The organism is Marinomonas sp. ABL3_031, from assembly GCF_056161265.1.
In genome coordinates this window covers 58,129-74,952 of the sequence record NZ_JBSWYU010000001.1, presented here as the reverse complement: position 1 = coordinate 74,952, position 16,824 = coordinate 58,129, and the positions used below count along the sequence as shown (strand labels likewise).

Here is a 16,824-nt window from a genome sequence, read left to right as displayed (position 1 = left end):
TCACAACAAGGACTCTTCTCATGGCCACAAAAAAGAAACAGCCAGCGGCAACGGAAACCTCGGAATCCATTGAAAAACAAATGCAAGAGTTTCTTGCACGTGGTGGACAAATTAACAAAATTGACTCAGGTGTCAGTGGTCAATCGCAAACGACTGGGTCACGCCATATATCCTTGGGCAACAGCAAAACCAAAGCGCAGTAATATTTTCAGGCTCATGTGTTTTTCACCTGGGCCTGCCCCACTCTACCCTTTTCACCATTCGCATCAATAAGACAAAAAACACATTGCATCGTCGCCATAGTGCTTTCATTATTCGAATAACAATAATTGTCCTTTTCGTAGGTACACAACATGTTAAATGAAACCGATCGCCAATTTTTCCAACCTTTCTGGCGCCGCGTAGTCGCCACCCTAGTCTGCGGCATTTGGGCTGCCATCGAATGGCTTTATGATGAACCACTGTGGGCCAGTCTCGCTGTATTACTGACCATCTATTGCATATGGAACTTCTTTTATCGCTTTGAAGAAGAGTCTACTGACGAGTGATCAATCAGACTTTTCTATTTGCTGTATTTAATAATTCGATATCCTTTTAACAGAACAGACAACAGGCTGACATTTTTCTGTTAAAAATTGGTCATCTTTTCGACACATAAGCTTCACCCGCTTGTCACATCCTCCCACTACTCTGAGTGATAAATCATCAAAAGTTTATTCAGAGCGGAGCGCCATCGTGATACAAGTCGAGCAAATGATTGCCAGTAAATCACCTCAGTTTTTCGACAAAAGTCCATTAATTACTCGTCCAACTTTAAGCCTATTAAAGCGCTTATTTCATGAAAATGAAGTGAACGAGTTCCTTGAACAGAACGATGGTTGCGCTGGGTTTGAATTCATTGATCGCGTTTTAGATCATTTCAACTTTGGTTACCAAGTCAGTCAAATGGATAGGCGCAATATTCCAGCAGTGGGTCGTGTCATGATCATTGCCAATCATCCATTAGGCGCACTGGATGGACTCGCATTATTACGTTTGGTTGGCGAGATTCGTCCCGATGTCAAAATCATAGCGAACGATATGTTGATGGGATTTGATGGGCTCAAAAACCTAGTATTACCAGTGGATAACCTGGGCGGAAAAACGGGCAGAATGCAGCTTAAGGCCATCATGAGCTGTCTGCACAATGAAGAAGCCATTATTATTTTCCCCGCTGGTGAAGTCTCTCGCATGTCACCCAGTGGCGTAAAAGACCAAAAATGGAATCAAAACTATCTTAAATTGGCGCAAAAAACCAATAGTCCATTATTACCAGTGCATATTGGTGGCCGCAATTCCATGCTGTTTTACACCAGCTCTTTAGTGTATCGCCCCTTGTCCACCCTTCAACTTGCCAATGAAATGTTTCGTCAGCGTAATCGCAAGATTCCAATGCAAGTGGGACAAGCCATTCCCATTCAGGAAGTGGCTCAATTGCCATTAAGTGACAAAGAAAAAAACAAACTGGTGAAACGTCATTTGTACCGCATCGCCAAAGGCAAAAAGCCTTTGCTGAAAACGGAAAAAACAGTAGATCATCCACAGAATCGTCAGCTCATCAAACACGAACTAAAACAGTCACAACATTTGGGCAGCACCAAAGATAATAAACAAATCTATTTATTCGACTATGATGCGGCCTCTGTCACCATGAAGGAAATTGGTCGTTTACGGGAAGTAGCATTTCGCAAAGTGGGCGAAGGCACAGGAGAACGCTCAGACCTAGACAAGTTCGACCAATATTACCGCCACCTGATTCTTTGGGACGAAGAAGAACTGGAAATTGTTGGGGCTTATCGCATTGGCGAAGTTGCGCGCTACATGAAAGAGGAATCATCCAATCGTATCTACAGTGCCGAACTGTTTCGCTATTCCTGTGACATGGAGTCTTACTTTGAACAAGGCATCGAACTGGGTCGCAGTTTTGTACAACCAAAATACTGGGGCAAACGCAGCCTAGATTATTTATGGTACGGCATTGGCGCCTATCTGAATCGTCATCCTGAGATTCGCTATATGTTTGGCCCTGTCAGCCTTAGCAACAGTTATCCGCAGGCGGCAAAAGACTTTATTGTCTCTTTTTATCAGCTGTATTTTGCCGACAAAGAACATTTGGCTCGTTCTTTCACCCCTTATCAGGTAAATCCAGAGCACAAGGACATCATCCAAAATATGTTTAAGGGTGACAACTATGAAGAAGACTTTAAAGTGCTAAAAGAACAACTAGGACACTTTGGCGCGAGCGTTCCGACCTTATTCAAACAGTACAGTGAATTATGCGAACCTGGCGGCGTTCGCTTCTTAGACTTTGGCGTAGATGCCGACTTTGGCTACTGTGTAGACGGTTTGGTTTTGGTCGACCTTAACACAGTGAAAGAAGCGAAAAACAAGCGCTACCGAGGCCAATAACTCAAGATCCATGATGGTCATGACGAGAAGAGTCTTTGGGCTCTTCTGGTATTTTTTTCACCATCACCAAGTAGGCGATTTTGACGACCAACAGAACACTCAAAATCATGAGGACAATCAATTCAATATCCATTGCACACCTCTTTATACTTTTTGTTAGTGTCTTTTCAGTCTAGCTTAATTCAGTCAAGTAGAATGTGAATTTACATCCTATAATAAGAAAGGAAGAGAAAAACGGCGAATGGTGTGATCAAGGTCAACACAGAACGCTCGCTTGATCTTCCAACTAAGACTAAAGGAAAACTTATCTGTACTTTCCTAAAGCGCCAATTTGGGGCAAAAATCGGTCTTAAGCAATAAGAAAAACCTTTGTTTATCCGTTGGTAAACAAGTTTTCTTTTGACGTTAATGAGTTACCAAATCTGGCTCAAGCCTTGCTTTAGCTTGGATTAATCATGTATCTCGTTTGTCCTCAGGCTTTTGCAGTAGCCTTTTTATTGATGTTTCTTTTGTTAGATCATATGGAGCTGGAAATGATTGAGAAAACCTACCTAAAGACTAAGCCAGAATGCAAAGTAAAGTTTTCCTTACCTGCAGAAGCCATTGGTGACGCCAGTAAAGTGTCTGTCGTGGGGGATTTTAATAACTGGGATGCGGAAGCCAATCCGCTCAGGAAACAAAAAACCGGTTTGTACGCGTCAACGTTAAACTTGGAAGTAGATAACACTTACCAATTTCGCTATGTCGCTGACAATGTTTATTGGCTTAATGATGATATGGCCGACGCCTATGTGCCAAGCCCAATTAGCCATGACAACAACGGTGTATTAAACCTCTAATGCTATCGACTACCCTTGTCTATTTTACGGCACCTCATGATCACCGCTAAATTGAGGTGCCGTTTTTCTTAGCCATACATCTGCTTATTTCTACTCATCCTGTCATAAAACATCACTAAACTCATATGAAACGACGCCCAATCGAACTCTTTGCGTCGCCCTTAGTCGGCAGGCTGATATTCGTAAGTAAAAATGTTACAATGTTTTTTATTAAATGCGCGTTTAATAAAAAATTCATACCTTGATTCGACTAAAAACAGGGTATTGAACCCAATCAAGAGAGGCAAACAACATGGCACACAAGCAGCAATACATTCATGGCCGCTACCATGCATCCACCAGCGGTGAACATTTCGAAACCATCAACCCAGCTACTGGGAAAGTCATCGCAACGGTAGAACATGCTGGACAAGCAGAGCTCGATGCTGCAGTTGAATCAGCCAAACAAGGTCAAAAAGTCTGGGCGGCAATGAGCCCGGTAGAACGTGGTCGCATTCTTAAAAAAGCCGCAGACATGCTACGTGAACGTAACGAAGAATTGGCTAAGCTGGAAGTATTAGACACAGGTAAACCACTACAAGAAGCCATCTGTGTCGACATCGAAACCGGTGCCGATGTGATCGAATATTACGCGGGCCTAACCGATAAAATTCAAGGCGAATACCAAGATTTGGGCAATGGTAACTTCTTTTACACTCGCCGTGAGCCGCTAGGGATTTGTGCGGGTATTGGCGCATGGAACTACCCTATTCAGATCGCCATGTGGAAATCAGGCCCAGCACTGGCAGCCGGCAATGCGATGATCTTCAAACCCTCTGAAGAAACCCCATTAACCGCACTCAAACTGGCGGAAATCTTTACCGAAGCCGGTTTACCTGACGGTGTTTTCAACGTAGTACAAGGTGATGGTCGTACTGGTCAAATGATCACCAATCATCCTGATATCGACAAAGTATCCTTCACGGGTGAAGTGGGTACAGGTAAAAAAGTCATGGCGGCGTCAGCTCAGTCTCTTAAAGAAGTGACCATGGAGTTGGGTGGCAAGTCCCCTATGATCATCTTCCCAGACATGCCAATCGATCAAGCGGTTTCTGCTGCTATGCTGGCCAACTTCTATACCCAAGGTGAAGTTTGTACTAACGGCACACGTGTCTTTGTCCACGAAGACATGTTAGAAGCCTTCACCAAAGAGCTAAAAGAACGCACCGAAGCCATGGTTGTCGGAGACCCAATGGACATGGCAACGCAAGTTGGCGCTTTGATCTCGAAAAATCACATGCAGAAGGTTTTGGGTTACATCCAAGCGGCAAAAGACGCAGGAGCGACCTTACTATGTGGCGGTTACCAAGTAACAGAAAACGGTCTAGACAAGGGTGCGTTTGTGGCACCAACTGTCTTCACCGACTGTACCGATGACATGCCACAAATAAAAGATGAGATCTTTGGCCCAGTCATGTCCGTATTGAGTTTTAAAGACGAAGACGACGCCATTGCGCGCGCTAACGACACAAAATTGGGCTTAGCGGCAGGTGTCTTTACCAAGGACTTCGCTCGTGCTCACCGTGTGATTAATCAATTGCAAGCGGGTATTTGTTGGATTAACGCTTGGGGCGCCTCTCCTGCGGAAATGCCAGTAGGCGGTTACAAAGAGTCCGGTATTGGTCGTGAAAATGGCATAGATACTTTATACCACTACACACAAAACAAAAGTATTTTTGTCGATTTGAATGACATTCAGAACCCTTATTAAGCGAGACTGAGTAAGAGAGAATAAAGTATGGCAAACGAAACTTACGATTACGTGATTGTCGGTGCTGGCTCAGCAGGTTGTGTACTGGCAGACCGTTTGACAGAAACTGGTGAACATAAGGTTTTGCTGCTGGAAATGGGCGGAACAGATAAAAGCATCTTTATCCAGATGCCGACGGCTTTGTCCTACCCAATGAATACAGAAAAATACGCTTGGCAATTTCACACCGAAAAAGAGCCCGGCTTAGACGGCCGTGAAATGCACTGCCCGCGCGGAAAAGTGTTAGGTGGCTCCTCATCCATTAATGGCATGGTGTACGTGCGTGGCCACGCATGCGACTTTGATGAGTGGGAAGAAAATGGCGCGAAAGGCTGGAACTACCAGTCTTGCCTGCCTTACTTCAAAAAAGCCGAGTCCTGGAAAGGCGGTACCGATTTGTACCGCGGTGGTGAAGGCCCGTTAGCCACTAACAATGGTAACGACATGAGCTATAACCCGCTTTACCAAGCTTTCATAGAAGCAGGTGATCAAGCTGGCTACGGCAAAACCGACGATTACAATGGCTTTCGTCAGGAAGGCTTTGGGCCAATGCACATGACGGTGAAAAACGGCGTACGCGCTTCTACCTCCAATGTGTATCTGCGTCGCGCGATGAAACGCTCTAACTTAACCTTGAAAACCGGTGTCCTGAGTCACAAAATCCTGTTTGAAGGTAAACGCGCTGTTGGTATTGAATTCAGTAGAAAAGGCACGCTACATCAAGTAAAAGCCAATAAGGAAGTCATCCTATCCGCAGGTTCTGTTGGTTCCCCGCAATTGTTGCAATTGTCTGGCGTGGGCCCTAAAGACGTACTTGAGAAAGCAGGTGTTCCTGTGGTTCAAGAACTAGCTGGCGTGGGGGAAAACTTGCAAGATCACTTGGAAGTCTACTTCCAATATCGCTGTAATCAGCCCGTTACCCTAAACGGTAAATTGGACTTAATCAGCAAAGGCTTGATCGGTACTCGTTGGATCTTGTTCAAAGATGGCTTGGGAGCGACTAACCACTTTGAATCTTGTGGCTTCATTCGCTCTCGTGCTGGCTTGAAATGGCCGAATATCCAATACCACTTCTTACCGGCGGCGATGCGTTACGATGGTCGTTCTGCTTTTGACGGTCACGGCTATCAAGTCCACGTTGGCCCGAATAAACCAGAGAGCCGTGGTAAATTATGGATTGAATCGGCTGACCCTGCGGCCAAGCCACGTATCTTGTTCAACTACATTTCGACTGAACAAGATAAACAGGATTGGCGCGACACCATTCGCTTAAGCCGTGAAATTCTTCAGCAATCGGCACTGGACGATTTCCGTGGCGAAGAGATTCAGCCAGGACTTAACGTACAAAGCGATGAAGACATTGATCAGTGGGTTAAAGAGAACGTCGAGAGTGCTTATCACCCATCCTGTACCTGTAAAATGGGGGCAGACAATGACCCAATGGCGGTACTGGATGAAGCCTGTCGCGTTCGTGGTGTGGAGAGTTTACGCGTGGTAGATTCGTCCATTTTTCCAACCATCACCAATGGTAACTTGAACGCTCCCACCATCATGGTGGCAGAAAAAGCCGCGGATATCATCCTCGGCAAAACACCATTACCAAGCTTGGACGCAGCGGTTTGGATACATCCTGAATACGAGACCAAACAGCGTTAGTTAAAAAAAGACCAAGATACTGAGTATCTTGGTCTTTTTTATGGAGTTTAATGCCAAACCTATAACTTGAAATTATCTATCAAGCCATTTAACTTGAGCGATTGATTGGCAATCAAGTCACTTGAGCCAGACACATTTTTAATCGCCTTTTCATTTTCTTGAGAAAGGAGACTTACTTCTTCAATACCTTGGCTTATCTCATTCACTGCTTGCCCTTGTTGCTCAGCAGCACTGGCAATTTGCACCGTCATTTGATCTAAACGATCAACGTACTCAACAGCTTCTTGTAATTTTTGAATCGTACCTTGGGCTTGATACGATACACGCTCTGCTTCATGCACGTTACTTTCTAACGTATTTTGAGCATCTTTCGCTCCCTGTTGTAGTCCCTCAACAATGGAGGCTATTTGCTGTGTCTCATTCTGAGTATTTTGTGCCAAGGTTCGTACTTCATCGGCAACGACTGCAAAACCTCTGCCCGACTCACCAGCTCGTGCGGCTTCAATCGCAGCATTGAGTGCCAACAAATTGGTTTGATCTGAAATACCTTGGATGGTTTCCACCACAGCCGATATGTCTGCGGTACGTTGATTTAACACATCCATTGTTTTCTGAGATTGTTTTAGTTGTTCCGCCACAGCATTAATATCTTGAGCGGCCGTTGACACCGAAGTGACGCTCGAATCCACACGCTCTTTAGCTTCTGACGTTAACTGAGATACGGTTTGAGTATTTTCCACCACCTGAGTAACAGAAACGGATATTTCTTGCATAGCCGATGCCACCTGAGCGGTATTTTTGTGCTGTGTTTGAATATTGCCATTTGTGGTCTGCGCCACACTCGCCAGTTCTTTGGACGTGGTTACCTGAGCGGAAACCGTACCATGAATTTGGTTGATCAATTGACGTAAATTATGTGACATCATCGCCATTGCACCATACACACTCTTCTTATCTGCTACTGGCTCAGTAAATAGGCTCAAATCGCCTTTTGCGATACGTCGCGCAATATCTTGCATTAGCACAGGCTCAGCACCCAATGGCTGCAATACCAAACGAGCAACAAACAGAGCAACAAACAAAACAATCACAAAAACAGACGCTATTAAAATGCCACTTATATTAATGAGCATCTTATAGCTGGCTAAGGCTTCTGCCTCATCAATTTCAGCCAATAAAACCCAATTCAACCCCTTTACCGTTAACTTAGTAAAGGCCGAGAGAACTGGATTGCCATTGTAATCAATAATGATGTCTGTCGCTGTTTCGCCATTAAAAGCTCGTCGTACTGCCTCTGTATCCACTTTACCGTCATCACCTAATGCTTGGAAAGAACCAAGAACAGAGAAATCGACCGGGCTTAAATAAGAATCAGAACGCATCAATAAATCGTCACCCACCAGATAAGTTTCACCCGTTTCTCCCAAGCCAACTCTCTGTCCCATGATGGCATTCAGCTTATCAATTGGAAATTGCGCGACAACCACCCCCAAATGGTTTCCATTGTCCCCAAAAACAGGAGAAGCAATGAAAGCCGCTGGCGCATTAAAAGACGGTGTGTACAAAGAAAAATCACTAAAAATATAAGCTCCTTCCTTGGCTTGCATGGCTTCTCGATAAGCCCTAGCAATACCGGAATCTTTATAGGGGCCATTTTCAAGCGAGGTTCCGAAATCCACTTCTTTAAAGACACTGTAAACAATGTCACCTTTGGTATCGATCAAAAACAAATCGTAGTAACCCGATGTTTTCTGGATTTCCGCCAAATACTGATGCACTACTTGGTGCTCTTTGTCGTACTTCAATCCATTCAGAGAATTAATCAAAGCATCCTTTTCCCCCACAGGATGAGGATTTTTTAAGATATAAATGTATTGCAAAAATACTGCTGTATCAGACATTTCCTCGATCAAAGAGGCCATTGTTGGTAAAGACCTATTTTTACTGCCTTCCACCAAGGCAGGCTCAAAATTCTTTTGATAATAACTGACAAGTTCATCTCGCATGATATCAACACTAGGAATGGTTTCTGGTGCTGAACTGAACGCTTGTTGATAGGCTTGCGTGATGGAAGGCATTTCCCTTTTTATAAAAGGACTGATGGACAGCAAATACACTTCCTCTTCCAATTTCGTTAGATAAGATTCCACCGCATCTTTTTTTACTTCACGCAAAGAAGATAGCTTGCTGTAGGCCGTTTCCTTCAAGGCACCAGAAGAAACGTATAGAGATATTGCCGCCATGAGCAATGCAGGGAGTATCCCAACTAAGATCAATATAATTATTATTTTTCGTTTGAATGTCATTCGTTAGCCCTCTACATCTGTACGAGTTGCGAATGTTCAGCTTATCGATACATAACCTATTCATTCGCGGACTATGACAACAGCCTTTCAGGGGTTCTCGCCTCATTCAATGTGCTTATGCCATAGTGAGTGATTAAACACACACATATTAAATGCTCAAAGCCGACGAGATTCTGTGTTGAATTTGTAATTTTCTGATTAAAACGGGTAAATTAATACATGATCTATATTAGTGAATGCTTACTATCATGACCGTATAAAAAAAGCCTGCTAAATCAACTAGCAAGCTTTTTGGGTTCGAGAGATATGTCTTTCACGCAGAACGAAAAGACTTACTGCAATTCAAATACCGCAAAACCATCCTTGTTGGTGGATTGATAAATCATATTACTGCCCGCCGCCTCTTTGGCTTTAACAGCCGTAGTGAATAGAACGTTTGCCTGACCAAAATCTGCGAAAGACCAGTTGCCATCGGCTGCTGGGTTAATGGTTTTCTGACTTAACAAATAGTTTGCAATCACATCACGATTTTTATCGGGTGCATCAATCACTATGGTGTCACCGGATAAGTTAGGGAAACTACCGCCACCGCCAGCTCGATAGTTGTTGGTTGCAACAAGGAAGTCGGTTGTCATATCCATTGGCTTACCTTGGAACATCACATTGACAATACGATGTGCATTTTGATTCGCCAGCTTACCTTCTGAATCGTAACGAGCCGGTTGGGTGACATCAATACTGTATGAAATGCCGTCGATGACATCAAAGTTATAAGTTGGGAAAGACTGGTTAACTAACTCTTGCGCTGTATTGGATTTGGCATCAATTTGATTAAATTGCCCTGCAGCGCGTTCAAGCCATTCAACCACTTGTGCACCAGTCAATTTCACCACCTTCAAATCATTTGGATAGATGTATAAGTCACTCACGTTTTTCAACGCAATGTCACCTTTTGGTACGTCTGTATAATATTCTGGACCGCCACGACCGCCAGCTTTAAAAGGGGCGGCTGCAGATAAAATAGGCAAACCTTCATAAGAGGTACCGCGAACGATATTTTCTACATACCAAAGCTGTGCGTTATTCACGATTTGAATAGAAGGATCGTCTTGCACCAAGGCAAAGAAGCTGTTGATGTCTGAGGTAGACTCACCCACTTTACGGCGCATATAAGCTAACGTTCCTTCATGTTCCGTTTCTACTGCATCATTAATGGCAACATCGGCTTCCACCAATGGAATAATCTTACGACCTTCACGACGAGAAATAGCGCGAACTTCGGCTTTACCATCGGCCACTTTCCAACCGTCTCCTGCAGGTTCTAGCACTAAATCCACCACACCTAAATGAGATCCCCAGAAACCTGGCATGGTCGCAGGCTTGCCATAAACCGTGCCTTTTTCATTGTCTACGCCGTCAAATTGAGCAATGGTTTTATCCCCCGGGAACACACGATGGGAATGACCAAATAAAATAGCATCAATACCATCCACTTTGGCCAAATGATAAGACGCATGTTCTTCCCCTTTCAGATAAGGTGAATTCATCATGCCACTGTGCGGAATGGCGATGATGACATCCGCGCCTTGAGCTTTCATTGTTGGAACGTATTTTTTCGCTGTCTCAACAATGTCTTTGGCAATGACCTTGTTGGTAAGATTGTCTTTGTCCCACGTCATGATCTGTGGCGGCACAAACCCTATGTAGCCGATGTTTACTGTTTGCGATTTGCCATCCGAATCCATTAAGGTTTTTTGCTTAATCAAATAAGGTTGGAAATAAGGCTGATCATTGCTCGCGTCATCATCACCATCATCTGCGTAAACGTTGGCACTAATGTATGGAAAATTGGCACCACTCAAGCTCTTCATTAAGAAATCTAAGCCATAGTTAAACTCATGGTTACCTATGTTACCCACATCGTAATCCAACAAGTTCATGGCTTTAAAAGCTGGGTGTGTTTCACCAAAACGCAAGACACGACCTTTAGCGAGGTAATCCCCCAATGGCGTGCCCTGAAGCAAATCTCCATTATCGACCAAAACCGAATTCGTCACTTCGGCACGCGCCGCTTTAATGAGAGTAGCCACACGGGATAAACCGACTGCATCACTTTGTTTATCACTGTAGTAATCGTAATCCACTAAATTCATATGAATATCCGTGGTTTCCATTACGCGTAAATCAATCGTAGAAGCCTGCGCTAAGGAAGCAAAGGCTAAGGAAGAAGCCAGAAAAGCCACCTTCTTAGATAGGTCAAACGTCATGTTAATACTCCATCAAAGAAAAAATTCAATACTTACCAAATAGTCAGTTTTTTGATCATAAAACGAAAAGGTGATGAATTCATGAGTTTTTTATGACAAGGGGAAAGCATCACAAACTCATGGCTCTGTTAGCTAACCTTAAAAGCAGGAGTGATGTCTACACAAAGTGGTATCACGCAAGATTAACGCCGAAACCAACGCCACACAAAAAGGATACGCATTAAAGCGGCCGCCACGTAAGTCATGGCGCAAGCGGTGAGAATGCGTTTTACCTTGGGCAGGTCATCAGCCTGCACATAATTTCCTTCCGCCAGGATAGGCAAGGCCTTTTTAAAACTGGCATCCCACTCTTCTGGCAACATGGCCAGATGGACAAACACCGCCAATACACCTGATAGACCAACCACAGCCGCATGCAAAGGCACGGCATAAGGTAAATGCAACAAAATGGAAATCACCGGCCAACCAAGTAACAAAGCACCCGCAATACGATTTAAACCGTGCGCCAGCGGCAGGTAACGGGAACTCAAGTGGGAAATAGGCTGTTTCTTTTCATGAGCAATGGCGTGACCCACTTCATGAGCCGCCACCGCCACTGCCGTCAATGAACGGCCATTGAGGACACTTGGGCTTAGACGAACCGCATGTTGCTTAAAATCAAAATGATCACTGCCTTCCTGGGTGGTTTCAACAGCTACCTGATCCAACTCAAAACGCTTTACTAAATGCTCAGCAAGCTGCCCACCAGTGCCTGGAATGTCACTGCGCTCTTGCGCATAACGCTTCAAGGTATACTTGACCCAAATATTGGGGCCAAAGATCAAGATTAAAGCGAATATAATCAGTAAAACCCACAACATACCTATGCCTTTATTCTCTGCAAACTGTCAACGTGTCACAAATGGTTTGGCGCTTTTGTCTCACGTAGCATACACTTCCAATAACGAGCAACACGCGAGACCATTATGAAAAACCCGCTAATTGCCCCCATTCTTACTATGCTGAAGGCGCGACCTCATGGCCTAAAAGAGTTTGATATTCTCAAATCTTTGCAGGGTCAGTTCCCTGAATTCAGCCAATTAGCAGATGATACAAATCTACAATTGTTTCGTCAGCATTTCTTAATCATGAATGCCTTGTATCAATTGCAAAGCCAGCTATGGCAAGAAGACAATCTGATGCTCAATATAGAAGCAACACGCATCCGCCTTCTCAGTGCCCGAAAGACAACCACTTCTGAAAATACCGATATCAACAATAGCGCCGAAGCCAAACTTGCCGCTTATTACCTAGACTGGAGTGAATACGAAAAAACTGACGAAACAGATGTCGCGCGTTTACTCAATAGTTTTTATAAGGGCATCTTTCACTCCGGCGATCGCCGCATGGCACTCAAAACCCTGAAGCTAGCAGAAGACAATCCTAGTAAAAACAGCATTAAACAACAATATCGTAAACTTGCTCAACAATACCATCCAGACCGAGGCGGTGATCAAGAAACCTTCATCAGTCTTCGAGAAGCGTATGAACAATTGATGCTGCAAGCCCAGTCATAAAGTGTAAAAAGCCCCCTAAAACATTGCTTTTGTAGACATAAAAATTCAAGATAAAACAACGCTGTCATTCGCGCTATGTTTTGAATGACCTACATCTAACACCGAATGATAAGTTGAATGTTATGTCTATATCGTGCTTTTTACACCGCTCTCGTCTCGTAATACGTCCTGTTTGTCTTGCCTGTATCACCCTTATCGCCGCTTGCAGTTTTAACGAAATCGATCACTCTAATGATTTTGAAAACAATGGCCGAGATACCACCGCATTAAAGCGAGATCAGCTGTATTTAAAGGAGAGTTTACCACCGGGTTTGCCTTACCCCGAAGACAACTTTCGTGAAGGACTGATGCAGCAACAAGCCTATTTGAATCGCTTATCAGAACGACGATTTCAACTGCAAGACACACAAGTGGATTTGGCCGATCTCAAGCATGTGGCCTACGAACTTTCATTATGGTTAGACAACCCAAAATACACACCTCATCTCGTGGCTCATCAACTGGCTGGTCAGGATAAGCGTGGCAATGTGCAGATCACTGGCTATTATGTGCCTGTGATGCCCGTTCGACATTTGCCAGACGAAACATTTCGCTATCCTTTGTACCGCAAGCCAACTCAGACCGATGCCGAAGGTCGTTATCCGTCCCGCGAAGCAATCGACTTTGAAAAGGCTCTCGCAGGACAAGGTTTAGAGATTGCTTATAGTGCTGACTTGGTCGATAACTTCTTTTTGCACGTACAAGGATCGGGCGTGATCGAATACGAGGATGGCGAACAGAAACTGTTATCTTGGGGTGGCGTGAATGGTCATCCTTATCGCAGCATTGGCAAAGAATTGATCGAGCGCGGAGAAATCGACAAAGCCGACATCTCTGCCCAGAGCATTCGCCAATGGTTAGATGAACACCCTCAAAAAATGCGTGAGATTCTTTCCACCAATCCCAGCTATTTGTTTTTCAGTGAAGGATTAGAAAAGCCCGTCGGGGCGGCCAACGTCCCCCTTACGCCATTATATTCAGCCGCAGTAGACCCTAGCATCATCCCCTTGGGTTCTATTTTATTGGCCCAAGTGCCTAAGCTGGATCAAACAGGTGAGTTGATTGGACACGAATTTCGCTTATTGTTGGCACAAGACAAAGGTGGCGCTATTAAAGGCCCAGGTCATATTGACTGGTATCAGGGCATTGGGGAAGAAGCGCACTTTCATGCAGGACAACTCAAACACTTTGGGAAAGTCTGGCTGTTGCTGCCCGCCAAGTAACGGTATCCATTACGCGATAAAAAGCCGCAACACAGTTTGACTGAGTTGCGGCTTTTTTGCGACCTGCTTTCCTATTCCAAGACTGTTACTTAATCAGCGATAGTCACTTAACTTAAAAGAGATCGGAATGTTAATTTTTAGCTGAGTTTCTTCCATATCCTCACTAAATTTCGGCAAAGGCGTAGCGGTTCTAATCATTTTCAACACGGCCTTATCCAAGCGTTTGTAGCCTGAGCTTTTGGTGATTTTGACGTCCGATACCGAACCATCTGCATAGGCAATAAAGGACAAGGACACCACACCCTCTTCGTTACGACGTCGAGATTGACGAGGGTAACGTTTGTTCTTCGCCAATACCGCCTTAAGCTTAGTAAAATAAGTCGCTTTTGCCCCCGTATTACCGCCCGTTGTCGCAGCATTGCCCGTCCCTGTTGTTGCCTTCATATTCGCCATAGATGGCGGAGCGACTTTTTGTGCCACCGCTTTTGCAACAGGCTCTGGCTTTGGCTCAGGTTTGGGCTCAGGTTTGGGCTCAGGTTTGGGCTCAGGTTTGGGCTCAGGTTTGGGCTCTGGCTTTGGCTCAGGTTTGGGCTCTGGCTTTGGCTCAGGTTTGGGTTCTGGCTTAGGCTCAGGTTTGGGTTCTGGCTTAGGCTCAGGTTTGGTTTTGGGCTTTGGCTCTGGTTTGGTCTCAGGTTTGGGCTCTGGCTGAGGCTCTACTTTTTCCACTTCAATTGGTGAATCCTGTTTCACTTCAACAGGCTCTGGCTCCACCACAGGATCAGGTTCAACCACAGGTTCTACAACAGGCTCTGGTTCGATCACAGGATCAGGTTCAACCACAGGTTCTACAACAGGCTCTGGTTCGATCACAGGTTCTGGTTCAGACTCTGGTTCTACTACTGGCTCTGGTTCTCGCGGCGTTTCCTCTATTACCTCTTCAACAGGCTCTTCAATCTCTTCCTCAACTTCTTGGACTTCTTCCTGTGCCAAAGTGGTTTGCGTAGCGGCACCTAAATCCCCCATCATGCCAAGGTCAAACTCAATACCGTTAAGGCCCTCCATTTGGCTGCCTTCAGACTGGTCACCAGAAAAAGCCAAATAGAAAGCAGCAACGTGTACCGAAACTGCCAAACCACCTGCAATAATCCAATGACGAGGGCCTATCATGGCTGCCCTCGCTCAAGTTGGGTCGCTAAACTCACTTTGGTAAGACCTGCTTGTCGTATTTGATCGAAGATAGGTCTAAGCTCTTCAAGGGGAATCGCACCATCGGCTTTTATCTGCACCCAAAAAGCTTGTTGATCGTCAGCGGAATTAAACTGGCGCTCTAAATACGCTTTCACCTCTTCCACTTGATAAGGCTGATCTTCTACAAACAGTTCGCCATTCATACCAACAAAAATGGCAACACTTGGATCAGTTTCAGCTCTATGATCATTAATGGATTCCGGTGGCATAACAGGGATAGGATCGGCTTTTTGAATTTGACCGGCCACCATAAAGAAAACCAACATAAGGAAAACCACGTTAATCAGCGGCACCATGTTGTCGTCGTTGGCCGCTTTACGTGCTGCGTACTTTTGACCTATTTTCATGGCGCTTTCGACTCAGCAGGCATAGCAAACGCATTGGCGATGGAGACCTTATCAGCACCATTGGCTTTAAGCTGGTCAGCGAGTTGCATCAAGGTCTGTAACCTAACACCTTGCTCAGCGTTGATGATAAACACCCCTTGATTGTGTTCTGTGACCAAGTCCTGAAACGCCAAATCGTCGTTCAAGCTTATCTTTTGATCACCGATCCACACCTGATTATCGTTGAGCTTCAAGGTCAGAATCAGGTTATCTACTTCACTCTCAGGCTGAGGAGCGTCCGCTGCGACCGATAAAGGAGTATCGACTGTTCGCCAAGGCACAAAACTCGACGTCAGCATAAAAAACAATAAGAGAATAAATACCACATCGATAAGCGGTGTCAGACTGATGGCATTTTTTCGTCGCGGCTGGGTCAGCTTAAGCGGCATGTAAAATCTCTTTCTCTGCCTCTTCAACAAGCTCTTTGGCTTTATCACTGGTAAAAATTTGCGTCACTGCATCATTCATATTGTGAGCGATGCGCTCGACCTTACGCTCTAACCAACTTTGCAGTGTCACCACAGGAATGGCCACCGCCAAGCCCACTGCGGTGGTCAACAAAGCTTGCCAAATACCACCAGACAATACAGAAGGATCCACTTGGTTGCCCGCGCCTTCCATTTGTTGGAAAGCCGTAATCATGCCCAATACGGTTCCTAACAATCCCAGCAATGGGCTCAAAGTAGCAATAATTTCTAGCGGTCTAAGAAAGGAGCGTAATTGATTTAGTTGATTCATAGCGCGACGCTCAACTTCTTCACGAATCAATTCAGCCGACACTTTCCCAGCTACCAAGGAATGCATTGTGTAAGCCACCAGAGCATCGATAGGTCGTTTGGGTTGAAGCACTTCAAATGCAACGTCTAGATTATTTTGACGCCATTGCGCTAACGCTAAATTTGTCGTTTTCAAACTTTCGGCACGCAGAGATGAAAATTGCCACAATTTCAACAAGACGATCGTCAAGGCCACAACAGAAAAGCCCATCAAAATCCATACTACCGGTCCACCGACCAATAAGAAATCAATGATCTTTTGCTGAATTGAATCTTCCACAATACTCTCCA

At 44.8% G+C, this 16,824-nt stretch carries 16 protein-coding genes; 8 read left to right on the top strand and 8 right to left on the bottom strand.

The window, feature by feature from the left end; all coding sequences use genetic code 11:
- Positions 1–20 precede the first annotated feature (20 nt).
- The 3 genes from ACXAH2_RS00385 to olsF all read left to right on the top strand — a co-directional run bounded on the left by ACXAH2_RS00385 (position 21) and on the right by olsF (position 2,448).
- Positions 21–203, top strand: a complete 183-nt coding sequence (locus ACXAH2_RS00385) for a hypothetical protein (RefSeq protein WP_475075743.1) — start codon at positions 21–23, stop codon at positions 201–203.
- A gap of 150 nt (positions 204–353) precedes the next feature.
- The gene (locus ACXAH2_RS00380) at positions 354–548 is read left to right on the top strand and encodes a hypothetical protein (protein WP_475075742.1); all 195 of its coding nucleotides are present in this window, start codon (positions 354–356) and stop codon (positions 546–548) included.
- 187 nt (positions 549–735) lie between these two features.
- A complete protein-coding gene (olsF, locus tag ACXAH2_RS00375; protein ID WP_475075741.1) occupies positions 736–2,448 on the top strand; it encodes a bifunctional ornithine lipid synthase OlsF in 1,713 nt (570 codons plus the stop codon).
- Position 2,449: 1 nt separating this feature from the next.
- Here olsF and ACXAH2_RS00370 read toward each other — a convergent pair whose 3' ends face one another.
- Positions 2,450–2,581 (bottom strand): hypothetical protein, encoded by a 132-nt coding sequence (locus tag ACXAH2_RS00370; protein WP_475075739.1) that lies wholly within the window; start codon positions 2,579–2,581, stop codon positions 2,450–2,452.
- A 400-nt stretch (positions 2,582–2,981) separates the two neighbouring features.
- Between ACXAH2_RS00370 and ACXAH2_RS00365 the strand changes: the two genes are divergently transcribed.
- The 3 genes from ACXAH2_RS00365 (at position 2,982) to betA (ending at position 6,732) form a co-directional block, all read left to right on the top strand.
- Positions 2,982–3,287 carry an isoamylase early set domain-containing protein gene (locus ACXAH2_RS00365; protein WP_475075738.1) on the top strand — a complete coding sequence of 102 codons (306 nt, stop codon included), beginning with the start codon at positions 2,982–2,984 and terminating at the stop codon, positions 3,285–3,287.
- Between the two features lie 292 nt (positions 3,288–3,579).
- Positions 3,580–5,037, top strand: coding sequence for a betaine-aldehyde dehydrogenase (gene betB, locus ACXAH2_RS00360; protein WP_475075737.1), 1,458 nt, complete (start codon positions 3,580–3,582; stop codon positions 5,035–5,037).
- Positions 5,038–5,064: 27 nt separating this feature from the next.
- Positions 5,065–6,732, top strand: a complete 1,668-nt coding sequence (betA, locus tag ACXAH2_RS00355; RefSeq protein WP_475075735.1) for a choline dehydrogenase — start codon at positions 5,065–5,067, stop codon at positions 6,730–6,732.
- Between the two features lie 59 nt (positions 6,733–6,791).
- Here the strand turns inward: betA and ACXAH2_RS00350 are convergent, their stop codons facing one another.
- The 3 genes from ACXAH2_RS00350 to ACXAH2_RS00340 all read right to left on the bottom strand — a co-directional run bounded on the left by ACXAH2_RS00350 (position 6,792) and on the right by ACXAH2_RS00340 (position 12,165).
- Positions 6,792–8,975: a methyl-accepting chemotaxis protein gene (locus tag ACXAH2_RS00350; RefSeq protein ID WP_475075733.1), complete on the bottom strand. Its 2,184-nt coding sequence runs from the start codon at positions 8,973–8,975 to the stop codon at positions 6,792–6,794.
- Positions 8,976–9,370: 395 nt separating this feature from the next.
- Positions 9,371–11,305 carry a bifunctional 2',3'-cyclic-nucleotide 2'-phosphodiesterase/3'-nucleotidase gene (locus ACXAH2_RS00345; protein ID WP_475075732.1) on the bottom strand — a complete coding sequence of 645 codons (1,935 nt, stop codon included), beginning with the start codon at positions 11,303–11,305 and terminating at the stop codon, positions 9,371–9,373.
- 182 nt (positions 11,306–11,487) lie between these two features.
- On the bottom strand, positions 11,488–12,165 hold the full coding sequence (locus ACXAH2_RS00340) for a zinc metallopeptidase (protein WP_475075730.1): 678 nt from the start codon (positions 12,163–12,165) through the stop codon (positions 11,488–11,490).
- Positions 12,166–12,270: 105 nt separating this feature from the next.
- Here ACXAH2_RS00340 and ACXAH2_RS00335 point away from each other — a divergent pair, with 105 nt between their 5' ends.
- A complete protein-coding gene (locus ACXAH2_RS00335; protein ID WP_475075729.1) occupies positions 12,271–12,861 on the top strand; it encodes a DNA-J related domain-containing protein in 591 nt (196 codons plus the stop codon).
- A gap of 122 nt (positions 12,862–12,983) precedes the next feature.
- Positions 12,984–14,123 carry a murein transglycosylase A gene (gene mltA, locus ACXAH2_RS00330; RefSeq protein WP_475075728.1) on the top strand — a complete coding sequence of 380 codons (1,140 nt, stop codon included), beginning with the start codon at positions 12,984–12,986 and terminating at the stop codon, positions 14,121–14,123.
- A gap of 93 nt (positions 14,124–14,216) precedes the next feature.
- Here mltA and ACXAH2_RS00325 read toward each other — a convergent pair whose 3' ends face one another.
- The 4 genes from ACXAH2_RS00325 to ACXAH2_RS00310 are packed head-to-tail and all read right to left on the bottom strand — an operon-like array spanning position 14,217 to position 16,813.
- A complete protein-coding gene (locus ACXAH2_RS00325; RefSeq protein WP_475075727.1) occupies positions 14,217–15,290 on the bottom strand; it encodes an energy transducer TonB in 1,074 nt (357 codons plus the stop codon).
- On the bottom strand, positions 15,287–15,718 hold the full coding sequence (locus ACXAH2_RS00320) for an ExbD/TolR family protein (protein ID WP_475075725.1): 432 nt from the start codon (positions 15,716–15,718) through the stop codon (positions 15,287–15,289). The genes ACXAH2_RS00325 and ACXAH2_RS00320 overlap by 4 nt, the downstream gene beginning before the upstream one ends.
- On the bottom strand, positions 15,715–16,146 hold the full coding sequence (locus tag ACXAH2_RS00315; RefSeq protein WP_475075724.1) for an ExbD/TolR family protein: 432 nt from the start codon (positions 16,144–16,146) through the stop codon (positions 15,715–15,717). The genes ACXAH2_RS00320 and ACXAH2_RS00315 overlap by 4 nt, the downstream gene beginning before the upstream one ends.
- Positions 16,136–16,813, bottom strand: a complete 678-nt coding sequence (locus tag ACXAH2_RS00310; protein WP_475075722.1) for a MotA/TolQ/ExbB proton channel family protein — start codon at positions 16,811–16,813, stop codon at positions 16,136–16,138. Before ACXAH2_RS00310 ends, ACXAH2_RS00315 begins: the two co-directional genes overlap by 11 nt.
- Positions 16,814–16,824: the final 11 nt, after the last annotated feature.